At 73.0% G+C, this 16,257-nt stretch carries 12 protein-coding genes; 3 read left to right on the top strand and 9 right to left on the bottom strand.

All coding sequences use genetic code 11. From position 1 onward, the window contains the following. Positions 1 to 61 precede the first annotated feature (61 nt). Together AQJ30_RS23350 and AQJ30_RS23345 are read left to right on the top strand one after the other, a co-directional pair. Positions 62 to 529 carry a TetR/AcrR family transcriptional regulator gene (locus tag AQJ30_RS23350; protein ID WP_067237419.1) on the top strand — a complete coding sequence of 156 codons (468 nt, stop codon included), beginning with the start codon at positions 62 to 64 and terminating at the stop codon, positions 527 to 529. Positions 530 to 621: 92 nt separating this feature from the next. After that, complete coding sequence (locus tag AQJ30_RS23345; protein WP_079084221.1) at positions 622 to 2,181, top strand: DHA2 family efflux MFS transporter permease subunit; 1,560 nt, start codon at positions 622 to 624, stop codon at positions 2,179 to 2,181. 116 nt (positions 2,182 to 2,297) lie between these two features. On the opposite strand, the gene AQJ30_RS23340 is transcribed toward AQJ30_RS23345, so the two are convergent. The 6 genes from AQJ30_RS23340 to AQJ30_RS23315 all read right to left on the bottom strand — a co-directional run bounded on the left by AQJ30_RS23340 (position 2,298) and on the right by AQJ30_RS23315 (position 9,735). Beyond that, positions 2,298 to 3,365 (bottom strand): AfsR/SARP family transcriptional regulator, encoded by a 1,068-nt coding sequence (locus AQJ30_RS23340; RefSeq protein ID WP_067237418.1) that lies wholly within the window; start codon positions 3,363 to 3,365, stop codon positions 2,298 to 2,300. A gap of 205 nt (positions 3,366 to 3,570) precedes the next feature. Then, positions 3,571 to 5,157: a class I adenylate-forming enzyme family protein gene (locus tag AQJ30_RS23335; RefSeq protein WP_067237415.1), complete on the bottom strand. Its 1,587-nt coding sequence runs from the start codon at positions 5,155 to 5,157 to the stop codon at positions 3,571 to 3,573. Between the two features lie 721 nt (positions 5,158 to 5,878). Then, on the bottom strand, positions 5,879 to 6,874 hold the full coding sequence (locus tag AQJ30_RS23330; protein WP_067237412.1) for a methyltransferase: 996 nt from the start codon (positions 6,872 to 6,874) through the stop codon (positions 5,879 to 5,881). Beyond that, positions 6,871 to 8,037: a DegT/DnrJ/EryC1/StrS family aminotransferase gene (locus tag AQJ30_RS23325; protein WP_067237409.1), complete on the bottom strand. Its 1,167-nt coding sequence runs from the start codon at positions 8,035 to 8,037 to the stop codon at positions 6,871 to 6,873. The genes AQJ30_RS23330 and AQJ30_RS23325 overlap by 4 nt, the downstream gene beginning before the upstream one ends. Continuing rightward, on the bottom strand, positions 8,034 to 8,597 hold the full coding sequence (locus AQJ30_RS23320; RefSeq protein ID WP_067237406.1) for a cupin domain-containing protein: 564 nt from the start codon (positions 8,595 to 8,597) through the stop codon (positions 8,034 to 8,036). Before AQJ30_RS23320 ends, AQJ30_RS23325 begins: the two co-directional genes overlap by 4 nt. Before the next feature lie 70 nt (positions 8,598 to 8,667). After that, a complete protein-coding gene (locus AQJ30_RS23315) occupies positions 8,668 to 9,735 on the bottom strand; it encodes a type III polyketide synthase (protein WP_067237403.1) in 1,068 nt (355 codons plus the stop codon). Between the two features lie 462 nt (positions 9,736 to 10,197). Between AQJ30_RS23315 and AQJ30_RS23310 the strand changes: the two genes are divergently transcribed. Further along, the gene (locus AQJ30_RS23310) at positions 10,198 to 11,520 is read left to right on the top strand and encodes a multidrug effflux MFS transporter (protein WP_079084220.1); all 1,323 of its coding nucleotides are present in this window, start codon (positions 10,198 to 10,200) and stop codon (positions 11,518 to 11,520) included. 312 nt (positions 11,521 to 11,832) lie between these two features. Here AQJ30_RS23310 and AQJ30_RS23305 read toward each other — a convergent pair whose 3' ends face one another. From AQJ30_RS23305 to AQJ30_RS23295, 3 genes are all read right to left on the bottom strand, one after another. Continuing rightward, positions 11,833 to 12,189: a DUF3099 domain-containing protein gene (locus AQJ30_RS23305; RefSeq protein ID WP_067237402.1), complete on the bottom strand. Its 357-nt coding sequence runs from the start codon at positions 12,187 to 12,189 to the stop codon at positions 11,833 to 11,835. A 123-nt stretch (positions 12,190 to 12,312) separates the two neighbouring features. Further along, entirely contained in the window at positions 12,313 to 14,082 is a 1,770-nt protein-coding gene (qcrB, locus tag AQJ30_RS23300; RefSeq protein ID WP_067237399.1) for a cytochrome bc1 complex cytochrome b subunit, read from the bottom strand. 412 nt (positions 14,083 to 14,494) lie between these two features. After that, positions 14,495 to 16,024: an FAD-dependent monooxygenase gene (locus AQJ30_RS23295; RefSeq protein ID WP_159052357.1), complete on the bottom strand. Its 1,530-nt coding sequence runs from the start codon at positions 16,022 to 16,024 to the stop codon at positions 14,495 to 14,497. Positions 16,025 to 16,257 lie beyond the last annotated feature (233 nt).

Below are 16,257 nucleotides of genomic sequence, written 5' to 3'. Positions count from 1 at the left end.
GAGCGGGGTCGGTGAGCATACCCGCGAAAAGCCAAGGTCCTTATTTTCCCAAGGAGCACGCATGACTACGGCAGTTGAGGTCGAAGAGGCGCAGGCGATCATCACCGCGTACGGGGAGGCGTTCGCGAAGGCCGGTGCGGCCGCCTACCACGGGCCGCGCGAGAAGCTCGCCGAGAACATCGTCCGGATCACCCTGGACTTCTTCGAGGACCCCGAGTGGCAGCCCAAGCTGCTGCAGGCCGTGCGCACCGCGACCGCCAGCAAGGAGGGCGCGGAGCCGATGCGCAACCTCTTCTCCGCGCAGGTCTTCGCCCAGGCGGGCGTGGCGCTGGAGGAGGACCCGCTGAGCATCGACGAGCTCGCGGGCAAGCTCAGCATCAAGCCGATCCACATCAACGCCTCGGCCGCGCAGCTGTGGGGCGTCTTCCTGATGCGTTACGTCCTGGGTGTGGAGCCGATCGCGTCGGCGTCGATCGAGGAGATCGTCACCCTGCTCACGCCCACCGTCGAGCGCTACATCGTCGGCTAGCACCACCAACGGCTAGCACCACCAACGGCCAGCGGCACAACCAGCGGAAGGAATCGTCCAGCCCCCGGATCCCTGGGAGGACCACTAACGTCATGAGTACCCTCAAAGATTCACCCGAGCAGGCCGGCGGCGCGACCGCCGGCGACCCCCGGCGCTGGAAGGCGCTGGCCGTACTCACCGCGGTGCAGTTCATGCTCATGCTGGACGTCACCGTCGTGAACATCGCGCTCCCCAACATCCAGGACGACCTGCACTTCTCCACCGAGAACCTGGCCTGGGTGGTCAACGGCTACCTGCTGATGGCGGCCGGCTTCCTGCTGCTGGGCGGCCGCGTCGCCGACCTGCTGGGCCGGCGCCGCATCTTCATCGCGGGCGTGTTGCTGTTCGGCGTCTCCTCGGTCATGTGCGGTGCCGCGAACACCTCCGGTCTGCTGGTCGCCGGCCGGTTCCTGCAGGGCTTCGGTGAGGCGCTGGCCGGCCCGTCCGCGCTGGGCCTGATCGCGGTGCTGTTCACCGACGGCAAGGAGCGCGGCAAGGCGCTGGGCATCTGGGGCGGCATGGCCGCCCTGGGCGGTGCGGTCGGCTCGGTCGTGGGCGGTCTGGTGACCGACTTCATCGACTGGCGCTGGACCTTCTACATCAACGTCCCCGTCGTGCTGCTGGCGCTCGTCGCGATCCCGCGGCTGATGCCGGAGAGCCGGATGGCCCGCCGTGAGGGCCAGCGCCTGGACGCGGTCGGCGCCATCGGCGTCACCGCCGGACTGGTCGCGGTCGTCTACGGCCTGCTCAAGGCCGCCGACGAGCCGTGGGGCTCCTCGACGGTGCTGGTGCCGCTGCTGGGCGGTGTCGCCGCGCTCGTCTTCACGGCCCTGTGGGAGACGCGGGTGGCGGAGCCGATGATCCCGCTGCGGTTCTTCCGCAACCGCACCCGGGTGACCAGCAACGTCATCAGCATGATGTCGTTCGCCTCGTTCTACACCTACGCCTTCGTCGCGACGCTGTTCCTGCAGCACGTGCTGGACTACTCGCCGATGGAGACCGGTCTGGCCTACATCCCGCTGACCCTGGCCACGGGCATCGGCATGGGCCTGTCGACCGGGCTGATGCCCCGCATCGGCGTCAAGCCGATCGTGGTGATCGCCTTCTTCGGCAGCGCGGTGGGACAGCTCATCGCCGCCGGCGGCTTCGACCCCGACGCCAGCTACGTCGGCGGGGTCATGCCCGGCCTGGTGGTGTTCGCCTTCTTCAACGGCATGGGCTTCCCCGTGCTGATCAACGGCGGCCTGCACGAGGTCACCGGGCAGGACTCCGGCCTGGCCTCCGGTGTGCAGACCTCGATGCAGCAGATCGGTGCCGCGCTGGGGCTTGCGACCCTGGTGCCCATCGCGCTGCGCTACGTCAACGACCACGCCGGCGAGGGCAGCCTGCCCGCGGTCGCCTCCGACGCCTACGCGCTGTCGCTGCGGGTCGCGGCCGGTGTCCTGGCCGCCGCCGGTGTGATCGCCCTGCTCCTGCTCGGCAAGGTCAGCGCCACGCCGCGCGACGCCCACGCCGAGGCCGCCGGGGTCCTGGCGGAGGAGGAGCCCGCCGCCGCGCCGGGCACGGGTCCGGCGCCCGCCACGGGACACGCTCCCGAGACCGCCAACGCCTGACCGGCACGGCAGGAACCACCACGGCGCACCACTCCCGGAGCAACTCCGGGGGTGGTGCGCCGTCTTGTGCGGGCAGGGGTGCCGACGCGCCAACAAAAAGGGAGGGGGGTGGGTGGTTACAGCTGTGCCGCGAGCGGCGGGCGCAGGTCCAGCGACGGCGCGTGGTGCAGGATCTGCTGCTGCAGCCGCTGCAGCGCAGGGCGCGGGTCGATGCCCAGCTCCCGGGCCAGGCGCCGCTGGTGGGTGCGCAGCACCGCCAGCGCCTCGGCCTGCCGGCCCGCCCGGTACAGGGCCAGGCCCAGCAGCTCGCAGCCGTACTCGCGCAACGGGTGGTCCTGCACGAACGCCTCCAGGTCGGCGACCGCGATCTCGTGGGCGCCGGCCGCGAGCAGGGCCGCGCAGCGTCCCTCGGTCGCCGACAGCCGCAGCTCCTGCAGCCGCGCGCCGTCCGGGCGCACGCAGGCGCTGTCGGCCGCCTCGGCGTAGGCCGGGCCGCGCCACAGGGCCAGTGCCTGGTCGAAGGCGCGCAGCGCGCCGTGGGGATCGCCGCTGTCCTGCAACTGCCAGGCCAGGGCGGCGCGTTCGGTGAAGCGGTCCACGTCGACGTCGACGCTGCGGCGCTCGAGGAGGTAGCCGCGGCCCGCGGTGCGCAGCACCGTGGGCCGGGTGCGCGGGGCGCGGTGCGGTTCCAGTACCCGCCGCAGGTTGGCGACGTAGGCGTGCAGCGAGGACAGCGCCGCGGGCGGCGGGCTGCCGGCCCACAGTTCCTCGACGAGCACGTCGCACGCCACCGGCCGGCCCACGGCGCTGGCCAGCAGGGCCAGCAGGGCGCGCTGTTTGGGCGAGCCGAGGTCGACCGGCCGGCCGCCGACGACGGCCTCGATCGGGCCCAGGCACCGCAGCACCACCGCCGGCGCGGGAGCGGGATGGGGGTGGGGTGCGGGCCGGTGCGGCGGGCGCTCCCCCGCCGGGCGCCGGGTGTCCTGTGGGTGTGCGGGCGGCGCCGGTGTGCGGGGGCGGCCGGTGTCGTGGTGCGGGCCGGCATCGAGGCGCTGGGCCACGTAGGTGCGCAGCAGGGTGTTGGTGCGGCGCAGTTCGCGTACCTCGCGTTCCAGTTCCGCGATGCGCCAGGCCTGCGCGCTGCGGGGGCCGGCGAGGCCGGCGGTCGCCCTGTCGTTCGCCATCCGCGCACTCCCTTTCCACGGGTGGGGTCGGTGGGGTCGTGGATTGCGGGCAGGCAATTCCCCGGCCATTGTGCGCGGGGGCGGGCGGCGGGGCCGGGCGTGCCGAGCCGGTGCCGAGCAAAGCTCCAGCGGCTCTCGAGGGGCGCGCACGCGGCGGCGGCCCCGCCCGGTCGGGCGGGGCCGCGGTCGCGGTTCTCGGTCGCGGTCAGGCCTGGGCCTGCAGCTGCTCCTCGAAGCGGCGGGCCAGCGCCAGGCGCTGGACCTTCAAGGTGGCGGTGCGGGGCAGTTCGGCCTGCGGGATCTGCACCGGGTCGGCGAGCTGCGGGAACGCGGCGGCGGCCGCCCGCCAGCGGTTGAGGTCCAGGGGCTTGTCGTCGGCGGTGCAGATCACCGGCACCGGCTCGGACCTGGGGCCCTGCACCACGACCAGCTCGGTCAGCTCCGGCAGCCGGCTCAGCAGGACGTCCTCGATCTCCAGGGAGCTCTTGACGCCGGGGATCATGTCGACCTCCCGGTCGAGCATGTGCAGGCAGCCGAAGCGGGTGCGGTAGCCGACGTCGCCGGTGCGCCACCACTGGCCGTTGCGGTTGGTGTCGTAGCGGTCCTGCTCGCCGTAATAGGTCTTGGCGATGCCGTCCCAGGCGACCTCGATGTAGCCGGGGTTGGTCTCCGAGGGCGGGTTGCCGTCCCGGCTGACCACGCGGACCTTCGCGGCGCCGCCCGGCATCGCCCAGCCCACGCAGCGGCCGTTGGCCTTGTGGGCGGAGTGGCGGAAGTAGGCACGGCCCACGGCCGGGCCGACCTCGCTCTGCCCGTAGATCTGGAAGAACAGCGCGCCGCGCCGGTCGGAGGCGTTCAGCAGGCGGCTCATCGTGCCCGGGTGGATGGCGTCGAAGGTGCTGCTGAACACCTTCACCGACCCGAACGGGGCGCGCGGGTCCTCGGCGAGTTCCTCCCACTCCATCAGCGAGTTGGGCAGGGCCTCGATGAACGCCGGCCGGTGCTTGACGAACTGCTCGGCGACCTCCGCGGGGCCCGTCTCGCGCATGAGCAGGACCGGGTACTCCTTGAGCAGGGCCAGCGACATCGCCGCGACCATCCGCGAGTGCACGAACGGCACGTTGATCGCGACGGTCTCCTTCTTGCGCATCAGCGACAGCAGCCGCCACTGCGGCAGCAGGCGGATGCCCTGGGTGCGCGGGGTGTGCACGACCAGCTTGGGGATGCCGGTGGTGCCGGAGGTGTGGGTGATGACGGCGGCCTCGTCGATGGGACGCACGACCGGCTTCACGCGCGGCGCGCCGGCCAGGCCCGCGAGCGCGATGGCGCCCTCGCGCTCCCCGGCGGAGGTGATGACCCTGCGGGTCAGGTCCGCCAGCGGCACGTCGGTAAGGACGTCGAGCTTGGCGCCGTCGGAGAGCAGGGTGGGCCGGCCGACCCGCTCCAGCAGTACGCCGACGGTCTTGGCGTCCAGGGCCGGGGAGAGGTTGACCACGATCGCGCCGATGCGGGAGACCGCGGCGGCGAGCATCCAGTGGTCGGCGTTGGCGGTCTTGTAGATGACGACGTGCTCGTCGGTGCGCACCCCGGCCGCCCACAGGCGGGCCGCCAGGTCGTCGACGTGGTCGGCGTACTGGGCGACCGTCAGGCGGCGCCCGGCCTCGGGCAGGACGTCGAGGTCGTGGTCGAGGGTGATCGGGGTGGTGGGGTTGACGGCGGCGGCCATCTCCGGCAGCAGGCCGATGTGAAGACCGCGCTTCTGTATGGATCGGTAGGCCACGGAGCCCTTCATGTGGGCTGTCTCCTTTGCGTGGACGGTGGGCGGTGGACAGGGGGCGGTCGACGGCTCGGTGCGGGGTGCCGTCCGGCGGTTGCTGACGTGGTGTCAGCACCGCCGGGCGGTGGGCGGGCGCCGTACGGTCACCGGTGACGACGCCCGCGGGCCGTCACCCGTCCGGGCCGGCCGCCGCGGACGGCAGACGGCGGCCCGGGGCCGGGCCGCCGGTACCGGTCGTGACGGCCGGGGCCCGTACGACCGGCGCCGGTGGGCCAGGGCTGCGGCCACGGCCGGTGCGGCGGCCGGATGACGTCATCCGGCCGCCGCACCGGCCCGCTGCCTGCGGCCCGGCCTTGTCACCGGCGGGTGTCGCTGCGGCCGTGCAGGCCGGGCCACGCCCGCACGGGCGGGTCCGCCCCACGGTGACGGCCGGTCCCCGTGGCGCCCGGGGGCTGTCCCGGGTCGCCGCCGGGAGACGCCCGGCGGGCGTCTCCGGGACACGGCCCGGACCGTTGCGAGCGCGCGCCGCCGGGTGCGGGCCCGTGCGGTGCGCGGGGCACCCGCACCCTCCCCCGGCGGGGCCGCCCGTCCCGGGCCGGTACGGCTCCCGGTCGCCGGCTCGCGAGCCCGGGGAGCGCCGGCCCGGGGACCCGGCGCGGGGTGCGCCGGGTGCCCGCGGCGGCGCTCCCGTCCGGCAGGGCCTCCCGTCCGGCGCGGGGCCGGTGGCGGGCGGGGGCTAGCGGGCGATGACGACCGTGGCCGGGGGGGCCGCGTGGAAGGTGATGTCCTCGAAGCCCGCCTTGGTCAGCCACTCGTGGTAGTCGGTGCGCCGCCAGGTGCCGCCCTCCTTGCTCTTGAGGAGCATCTCCCCGGCGAACAGCAGCGGGAAGGCGGGGGCGCCGCGGTCGTCGTCGACGACGTAGTCGGCGATGACCAGGGCGCCGCCGGGCTTGAGGGACTCGCGCAGCCGGGTGAAGACCTCGATGTTGCTCTCGGGGCTCTCCTGGTGGGCGATGTGGGAGTAGACGGCGATGTCGTACTCGCCGGTGCCGAAGGCGGTGGTGTGGAAGTCGCCGTTGACGGTGGTGAAGCGGTCGCCCACGCCCTGCTCGGCGACGAGCCGGCGGGCGATCTGGTTGATCGGTTCCCAGTCGAGCTGGACCGCGCGGGCGGCCGGGTTGGCCTTGAGCCAGGTCGAGGAGTAGATGCCGGAGCCGCCGCCGACGTCGAGGATGGTGATCTCGCCCGCCTCGGCGATGTTGAGCGCGGTGACGCCCAGGTCGGCGGCGGGCACGGAGACCGCGGCGATGGCCGGGACGATGCCCTCCCAGTGCGGGTTGTCGGCGACCTCGGTCTCGCCGCCGGTCAGCGGGCCGCCGACGCGCACGACCTCGGGCAGGTCGGTGACGCTGGCGACGTGGCTCAGCTTGAGCTTGGCGAAGCCGGCCAGGGAGGCGGGCTTGCCCTCGACGAGGAACGCGGAGGCGGCGGGCGTGTTGCGGTAGCGGCCGCCGTCGAGGGTGACCAGGTCGATGCTGACCAGGCCGTCCAGCAGGGCCTGGGCGCCGCGTTCGGAGACCTGCGCGCGCGAGGCGATCTCGGCCGCGGTGCCGGCGCCCTCCTCGAGGTGGGTGAAGAGGCGGTGGGTGGCCGCTGCGGCGATGATGCCGGTGTTCCAGTAGCCGTTGATCAGCCTCATCACACCGTCCGGTGCAGGCTGGTTGGTGGTCATGCCGCTCCCTTCAGGGCTCGGGTGGGCTTGGCGTGGGTGCGCAGCGCGCCGCGCAGGACCTCGGCGACCCGCTCGATCTGGCTCTCGGTCAGCTCGGCGTGCATGGGGATGCCGAGGTTGCGCTGGAAGAGGTCGGCCGAGACCGGGCAGGTCTGGGCCGCGTCGAAGGCCGGCTGCAGGTGGCTGGCCCAGGTGCCGTGCAGGGTGCCGATGCCCTTGGCGCGCAGCTCGGTGGCGACCGCCCCGCGGTCGACGCTGGCGTCGAGGGTGACCAGGTAGGACTGCCAGGCGTGGGTGCGGTCGGCCGGCACGTGCGGCACCGTCAGCAGTTCCTCGTCGGCGAGGAGTTCGGCGTAGCGGGCGGCGACGGCGGTGCGGCGCTTGAGGAGTTCCTCGATGCGGCCGAGCTGGACGCGCAGGATGGCCGCGGCGATGTCGGACAGCTTGAAGTTGTAGCCGATCTCGGTGAATTCGGGGATGGGCAGGCCGATGACCTGGCCCATGTCGTAGATGCTGCCGATGCCGAACGACGACAGCTGGCGGGCCTTGGCGCCGATGGCGGGGTCGGTGGCGATCAGGGCGCCGCCCTCGCCGCTGGTGGCGCCCTTGCGTCCGTGGAAGGACAGGCAGGCCACCTCGGCCAGGGCGCCCGCCTCGCGGCCCTGGTAGGTCGCGCCGACGGCGCAGGCGGCGTCCTCGACGAGGAACAGCCCGTGCCGGTCGGCGATGGCCTGCAGGTCGGCGTAGTCGGCGGGCAGGCCGACGGTGTCGACGGCGATGATGCCGACGGTGCGGGGGGTGACCAGGTCGGCCACCGCGCGCGGGTCGACGGTGCCGGTGTCGGGGCGTACGTCGGCGAAGACGGGGGTGGCGCCGACGTAGCGCACGGCGTGGGCGGGGGCGGGGAAGGTGTAGTCGGCGACGATGACCTCGTCGCCGGGCTTGACGCCGAACGCGAGCATCGCCAGGTGCAGGGCGGCGCCGCAGTTGCTGACGGCGACGGCGTCACCGGCGCCGTAGCGCTGGGTGAGCTCGGCCTCCAGGGCCTTGCCCTTCGGTCCTTGGCCGGCCGGCCAGCCCGAGGCGAACACCTCGGCGACGGCGGCCAGTTCCTGTTCCCCGAGGCTCGCGAAAACGAGAGGGATCTTTTCGGTGTCGCTCATTTCTTGGACGCTCCGCGGGAATCGGAGGAGTGGGGATCAAAAAGGGCGGGCGGTTCGTAGCGCTGCGGGGTGAGCTGGGTGACGTCGTAGCGCTTGCGCATCTCGACGATGGCGTCGGGATCGGCGCCGCCGGCCGCCCAGATCTCCGCTATCTCTTCGAAGTACAGCTCGTGGACGGGTGACGGATAGCACTGGAAGAGCATCCGCGCCGGTCTGTCGGAGGCGTTCCTGAAGGCGTGCGGAGTTCCGGGCGGCACGAACATGAAGGCACCCTCGGTGGCACGCACGGCGGTGTCCCCGTCGGGGGACTGCCAGGTGTGCCAGTCCTGTTCGGTGCGCTGGACCGGCTCGAAGGCCAGTACTTCCAGTTCGCCGTCCAGGACGTAGAAGAACTCCTGCGCATCACTGTGGACGTGGGCCCCCACATCGAACCCGGGTGGGACGACCACCTCGAAGATCGATATGACGGAGCCGTGGTCCTTAGTGGCCTTGAAGGTCACTTCCTGCGCCTTGGTGATCAGCTTGCGCCCCTGACCGGGCGGGAGGATGAGGCCAGTCATGTGCTCAGGTTCCTTTGTCCGCGCAGAATTTCACTCGAGCGAGGGTGCGGTGCGGGCACGGGGCGGTGGGTCAGTCCAGCTCCCGGTCGTCGGAGGAGCTCCAGCGGCCCAGGGACATCTCGGCGGTGATGCCGGGGCCGAAGCCGGCGATCAGGCCGGTGGCGTCCTGGGCGGGGGTCTCCTCCTCGAACAGGCGGCGGGCCGCCTCCAGGACGACGGCGCTGGCGATGTTGCCGTACTCGGTCAGCGTCGCCCAGCTGTGGCGGAAGACCTGCCGGTCGACCTCGAGGAACTTCGCCAGGTCGTCCAGGATGCGCGGGCCGCCGGCGTGGACGATGTAGAAGTCGAGGTTGCCGGCGTCCCAGCTGTGGTCCTTGGCGAACTCGCGCAGCACCGGGGCGAGCGGCTCCATGGTGCCGGGCACGCGGCGGTCCAGCTGGAAGTGGAAGCCGGTGTCCTTGACCGCGTAGGAGATCCAGTCCTCGGTGTGCGGGATGAGGTAGGAGGCGTTGCGCTCCAGGTCTATGCCGACGCCGCCGTTGCCGCGGACCACGGCGGCCGCGACCGCGTCGCCGAACAGGCCGTCGGACAGCAGCGAGCCGATGTCGTCGGCGGTGGGCTGGTAGCACAGCGAGCACAGCTCGCAGGAGACGATCAGGACGTTGCTGCCGGGGTGGGCCAGGCAGAAGTCGTGGGCGCGGTTGATGGCGGCGCCGCCCGCCGCGCAGCCGAGCTGGGCGATGGGTATCTGGCGGGTGTCGGAGCGGAAGCCGAGGTTGTTGATCAGCCAGGCCGTCAGCGACGGCATGCTGAAGCCGGTGCAGGAGACGTAGATGATGGCGTCGATGTCACGGGCGGCCAGGTCGGCGTTCTTCAGGGCCTGTTCGATGACCGGCGGGGTCAGGTTCTTGGACTCGGCCTCGTAGATGCGGTTGCGTTCGGTCAGGCCCGGGTGCTGGAGTGTCTTCTCGATGGGCTGCACGATGTGCCGCTTGAGCACTCCGGTGTTGCGGATCAGGCGCAGCGCCAGCGGCAGCTGCGGCTTTCCGGCGTGGGCCTCCTCGGCGAACGCGAGGGTCTCGTCGAGGGTGATGACGTGTTCCGGCGCGCTCACCGCGGGCTTGCATAGCCTGGGCATAGGGTTGCTCTACTTTCTCTAGAGTCTGCCTTCTGTGCGCCGAATCTGCGCACAGCTTCCGGAGAGAGCGCAGCACACGGAAATACACCGCGGCGCGCGGGGATCGGATACGAGAGGAATCCCGGGCCGGGAAATGCGGCACGGGGTGCGGGTCCCACCGGCGCAGAACCGGTGTCCGCGGGCTCAATTCCCTGTCCTGCTCCGAGTCGTTCGGGTTTTGGGCAGGGAAGGCGTGCAGGAATAGTGACACGTTCGAACAGCTCACGCCAAGGGCCGCCGGTGGGCGTTCGGGGCCATTGCGAGGGAAATTCGAGTGGCGCACTGACGGCTCTCGACTCCGGTGGCCGCGCGGCCTTCGTCGAACCGTCCGGAATCCTCGGCGCAACCCGCGCGCTGCCGGTTCTGTAGCGGCCGGCTGCCAGCATCGCCCTGACCACACAACGACGTTCACGCGGAGGGCGCATGTCTCAGCAAGCGGAGGAAGCCACCGCCGGTGGCGGGCGATCGCCCGGGCGGGGGTCCCCGGCCAGGGGCGCGGCCGCTCCGGGCGGCGCGGGTGCGCCGGCGCGCCGGACGGGGCTGCTGGTCACCGTGCTGTTGGGCGCCCTGGCCGCGGTGCCGCCGATGTCGATGGACATGTACCTCCCGGCGCTGCCGGACGTCACCCGCACCCTGGGCTCGAACGCCTCGGTCGTCCAGCTCACCCTCACCGCGTGCCTGACCGGCATGGCGCTCGGCCAGCTGGTGGTGGGCCCGATGAGCGACCGGTGGGGGCGGCGCAGGCCGCTGCTGGCGGGGCTGGCCGCCTATGTGCTGGCCGCGCTGATGTGCGCGTTCGCGCAGAGCGCCGAGGTGCTGGTGGGGTTCCGGCTGCTGCAGGGCCTGGCGGGGTCGGCGGGCATCGTCATCGCCCGTGCGGTGGTGCGCGACCTGTACGACGGGCTGGCCATGGCCCGGTTCTTCTCCAGCCTGCTGCTGATCTCCAGCATCGCGCCCATCGTGGCGCCCGTCATCGGCGGGCAGGTGCTGCACCTGACCGACTGGCGGGGCATCTTCCTCATCCTCGCGGCCATCGGCGTGGCGCTGGGCGTGCTGGTGTGGCGGCGCCTGCCGGAGACGCTGCCGCCCGAGCGGCGCCAGAGCGGCGGGGTGCGCGCGGCCCTGTGGGTCATGCGCGGCCTGGTCGCCGACCGGGTGTTCACCGGGTACCTGATGACCAACGGCTTCACCTACGGCGCGCTGTTCTCCTACATCGCCGCTTCGCCGTTCATCATCCAGGACATCTACGGCGCCTCCCCGCAGACCTTCTCGCTGCTGTTCGGCCTGAACTCACTGGGCCTGATGATCGTCGGGCAGGTCAACGGCAAGGTCCTGGTGGGGCGGGTGCGCCTGGACAAGACCCTGGGGTGCGGGCTCGCGGTGCTCGCCTCGGCCGGGGTGGTGCTGCTGCTGGTGACCTCGGGGGTGTTCGGCGAGGTGGGCACGGTGCCGCTGGCGGCCAGCCTGTTCGTGATGATCTCCTCGCTGGGCCTGGTGCTGCCCAACACCAACGCGCTCGCCCTGATGCGCACCCCGCACGCCGCGGGCTCCGCCTCCGCGCTGGTGGGCATGTCCTGCTTCGTCATGGGGGCGGTCGCCTCCTCGCTGGTGAGCATCGCCGGCAAGCAGTCGGCGGTGCCGATGGCCGTGGTCCAGCTGGGCAGCGCGCTCGCCGCGATCGTCTGCTTCCTCACGGTGTGCCGTCCCTGGCGCAACCAGCCCCCGCAGGAGCAGCTGCACCGCTGACCCACCGCCCTTCGCGCCGGCCTCCCACGACCGTGCCCCCGGCCCCTGCAACAGGGGCCGGGGGCACGGTCGTTCGTGTCGTGGGCGGCCCGTCGTGCGGCTCGCCCGGTGGGCGCAGGAGGGGGGCGGGTGCTGTCCGTTCGCCGGCGCGCGGGGCCTGGCGGGGGGGCCGCTGCGGACGGGGCGGGGCGGGGCTCGGGTGAGGGCCGTCGGTGAGCACGTGGTGGGTGAACTCGGCGTGCCCTCGGCGCTGTTGTGTGAGCTGGGCGTGCTGGAGGCGTCGTGGTGGGGCGGGCTCCGGGGTGGGGCTGTTCAGGCTGCCTTGTCGTGCTCGGGGGGCAGGATGAGGGTGGGTTCGAGGACCACGCGGGGGGCCGGGACGGGGGTGGGCGTGACCAGCGGGGCGCGGGTGCCCCGTTGCTGGCGCCAGCCGGCCTGGGCGGCGACCACGGCGACGTAGGGGATCAGGACGCCGCCGGCCAGGGCGAGGACGGCGACGACGGGCCAGCGGCTCCAGGTCAGGGCCATCACCACCACGCACGCGGTGCGGATCAGCATGGCGGTGATGTAGCGGCGCTGGCGGCCGCGCAGGTCCTGGGTCAGGCCGGTGCGGGCCCGGGTGATGGACGCGGCGCGGCGGGTGTCGCGGCGCAGGGGCGTGCGGTTCATCCAAGCTCCCGTGGGTGGTCGGGGTGGCGGGCGGGGGGAGACGGCGGCGGCGCGGGTGATCGTCCCCTGATCACCCGCGCCGCCGTCGCGTGCGTGCCCGGTGCTCGCCGTGCGCCCCGGGGGTCAGTGCGTCTGCTGCTCCTGCTGTTCCAGCGCCGCCGCGTGCCCGTTGGAGGAGACGTGCCCGTGGGAGGGGCCGTGGCCGTTGCTGTGGCCGTTGGCGGAGCCGTGGCCGTTGGAGCTGCCGTGGCCGTCGGCCGAGGCGGGGTCGAAGTGCTCCAGGGAGCGCAGCAGTTCCTCGCGGGTGGGCTTGGGGACCTGGTTGCCGTACAGCCAGCGGCTGACGCGGTGGCGCAGCATCTGCTTGCGGGCGTGGGGGTTCTTCACGCCGTCCGCCTGTGCCACGGGGGCGGGGGCGATGGGGCGGTCCTCGCGGGCCAGGATGCTGTAGGCGGTGCCCTGGTCGAGCGGGGCGTGCACCTCGATGAACTCGCCGTGCGGCAGGCGGCGGATGCGTCCGGTCTCGCGGCCGTGCAGGACCTTCTCGATGTCGCGGTGCTGCAGGCCCAGGCAGATGCGGCGGGTGACGACGTAGGCCAGGGCCGGCACCACGAACACCCCGATGCGGACCGCCCAGGTGATCTGGTTGAGCGAGAGGTGGAAGCGTTCGGCGATGACGTCGTTGGCGCCGCCGAAGAACAGCACCAGGTAGAAGGCGACGATCGAGGAGACGAACGCGGTGCGGGTGGGGTGTTCGCGCGGCCGGTCCAGCAGGTGGTGCTCCTCGCGGTCGCCGGTGGCCCAGGCCTCCAGGAACGGCCACAGCGCGACCACCGCCATCAGCACGGTGGGCAGGATGACGGCCGGCAGCAGCACGCCCATGTTGACGGTGTAGCCGCCGGGGATGACGAACTCCCAGGAGGGCATGGCCCGCAGGGCGCCTTCGAGGAAGCCCATGTACCAGTCGGGCTGGGAGCCCTGGGAGATCTGGTCGCCGCGGTAGGGGCCGTAGGTCCACACCGGGTTGATCTGGGCGATGCCGGCCAGCATCGCCAGCACGCCGAAGACGAGGAAGAAGAACCCGCCGGCCTTGGCCGTGTAGACCGGCATCAGCGGCTGGCCGACCACGTTGTTCTCGGTGCGGCCGGGCCCGCGGAACTGGGTGTGCTTGTGGTAGAAGACGTAGATCAGGTGGACGGTGACCAGGGCCAGGATGATGCCCGGCATCAGCAGGATGTGGAAGCTGTAGAAGCGCGGGATGACGTCGTGGCCGGGGTACTCGCCGCCGAACAGGAACATCGTCAGGTACGTGCCGACCAGCGGGATGGCCAGGGTGACGCCCTCGGCGATGCGCAGGCCGGTGCCGGAGAGCAGGTCGTCGGGCAGCGAGTAGCCGACGAAGCCCTCCAGGGTGACCAGGACCAGCAGGGTGAAGCCGATCAGCCAGTTCACCTCGCGCGGCTTGCGGAAGGAGCCGGTCAGGAAGTGCCGCAGCGTGTGGACGCACAGCGCGGCGATCATGACCAGGGCCGACCAGTGGTGCAGCTGGCGGATGAGCAGGCCGCCGCGCACGTCGAAGCTGATGCGCAGGGTGGAGGCGTAGGCCTGGGACATCGGGATGCCGTGCAGCTCGTTGTGCGAGCCGTTGTAGACGGTCTCGCGCATGCTCGGGTCGAAGAACATGGTGAGCCAGACACCGGTCAGCAGCAGCACGATGAAGCTGTAGAGCGCTATCTCGCCGAACATGAACGACCAGTGGTCGGGAAAGACCTTGCGGATCAGGAACCGGAAGTTGTAGATCCCGAGCCGCGAGTCCGCCCAGTCGGCGACGCGCGCGCCCTTCGGTTCTGTGGTGCGCGCGCTGTGCGGCGCCCTTTCATCGGTCGCGGTCATACCCGCGCACCCTCCCCTCGCCGCTCTGCTGTCACGGGCACACCCGCTGCGACCGGTGAGCGGTCGGCGGTGGGGGCGGCCTGCCGCGGCGCCAGCAGGTCCGTGCCCTGGAGCAGGTGAAACGCTAGCCACGTGCGCCCGGCCCGAACAACCGCGCTCAAGCGAGACTCAAGTGACAAGTGCGGTGTTTCTCGAGCCAGTTGTGAGTTGCCCGGGTGCGGGCGTTCCCGCCTGGCCGCCCATCGGGCGTGCGGGGGGCGGGTGTTGGCGGTGCGGGTGGGTCTGTGTGGTCTCAAGTGGGCCTCCGTACGCGCCCGTTGGTGCACTGCCGTCATATGCGGAGCGTAGGTCGGTGTCCCGGGGTCCGCGATGGGGTGCAATGCGCCAGGTGGCCGGAAAGCGGGGGGTGGGGTCATCGCCGGTCGCCCGCGGGTGCGGTGGTGGGCCAGTGGGCCGAGGAGCCGGTGGGGCGGGGCCGTACCGAGCCGGTGGCCACGCCGATGACCGGGGCCACGGGGACCACGGGGCGCCGGCGCCGGGCCTGGGGGCCGTGGGTGAGGCTGGGCGGCGCGTCCTGGGGTGCGGGGCGGCGCAGGGCCGCTCTGAGCGCCCGCGGGCCGAGGAGGGCGCCGGGCGGGACGAGGCCGTGGTGCAGGCGCAGCAGCAGGGCCGCGGCGTCGGGGTCGGCGGTGGCGGCGGCGGCGAGCCGGGACAGCCGGCGTGCGTGCAGCCGCTCCCGCAGGGGCCGGCGGTCCTCGCTTGCGGGGCCGGCCGGGGTGCGCAGGCGGGTGCCCGAGCGCCACAGCGGGGCCAGCTGGTGGGCCAGGGCGCGGCGCAGGCGGTAGGTGACGCCGACGGCGGTGCCGTGGGCGGTGAGCATGCGCTGGAGGAGCAGGGCGCCCTGCACGGCGAGGGTCATGCCGTCGCCGTGGGCGGGGTCCAGGGCGGCGAAGGCGTCGCCGACGACGAGGAACTGGTCGGGCCAGCGGCGCAGCCGTTCGTAGTGGCGCCAGCGGCTGTCGGTGCCGGCGCACCGGTAGACGGGGCCCAGCGGGGTGGCGGTGGCCAGCAGGTCGCGCAGCAGCGGGTCGCGCAGCGCGGCGGCGGCGTGCAGCACCTGCTCGTGGTCGGCGGGGGCGGGGGTGGTGTCGGGGGTGGTCAGCGACACCGACCAGCGGCCGCCCTCGACGGGGTGGAGCAGGCCCTGGCGCAGGTCGTCGCCCGCGGCCATGAGCCAGACGCCCTGCCAGTCGGCGACGTGGCCGACCGGCGGCGCGTACAGGGAGGTCGCCCGGGTGGTGCCGGTGGGCACGACGGTCTCGGCGGGGGGTTCGTAGCCGAGTTCGGCGAGCCACTGCGGGGCGCGTGAGCCGCGTCCGCTGGCGTCGACGACGAAGTCGGCGGGGATCAGGCGCGCAGGGCTCCAGCCGCCGGGGGAGCGCCGGTCGCGGCCGCGGGCGTAGACGCCGGTGACGGTGTCCTGGGGGCCCGGTCGCAGGCCGACGACGTCGTGGTCGTGCAGGAAGCGCACCCTGGGGTCGGCGCGCAGCCGGTCGCGGACCACCGCGTCCAGCAGGTCGCGGCCGGCGCTGAGCACCGACAGGCCCGCGTCGAAGCGGGGCAGCCAGCCGGCCGGGCCGAGCAGCAGCAGGTCCTCGGGGACGCGCAGGTGGACGGCCCCGGCGCGCACGAGGTCCTCGCCGATGCCGGGGAAGAGCTGCTCCAGGCCCTGGTGGGCGGCGGTGGGCAGGCTGTGGGTGTGCCGGGCCTGGGGCACGCCCCGGCGCCGGCCGGGGCCGCGGGGCAGCCAGTCGCGTTCGATGACGGTGACCCGGTCCATGAAGCCGGCCAGGGCGCGCGCCGCGGCGAGCCCGGCGAGGCTGGAGCCGATCACCACGGCGTGGCCGTGGCCGGCGCCCTCGGGGACAACACGTGCGTGCACCTTCACTTCGGCCGCCCTCCCCTGTGTGTCGTCGTGTGCATCATGCGCGGCGCGGCCCGGCGGGGGGCCGCCTTCCGTGCCGCCTCGAGCGGCCTTCGAGGCCGACGCGAGGAAGACTCGAGCGCACCCCGCGCGGGGGCGGGACGCGGAACCGGCCAACAGGCCTGCACGGGCGGCCGGTTGACCCCGTGCGCCCGCCCGCGCACCGGCACCGCTCCCCCGCCGGACTGCCC

This window comes from Streptomyces longwoodensis (genome assembly GCF_001514125.1).
GTDB classification, from domain to species: domain Bacteria; phylum Actinomycetota; class Actinomycetes; order Streptomycetales; family Streptomycetaceae; genus Streptomyces; species Streptomyces longwoodensis.
This window is presented reverse-complemented; position numbering and strand designations above follow the sequence as displayed.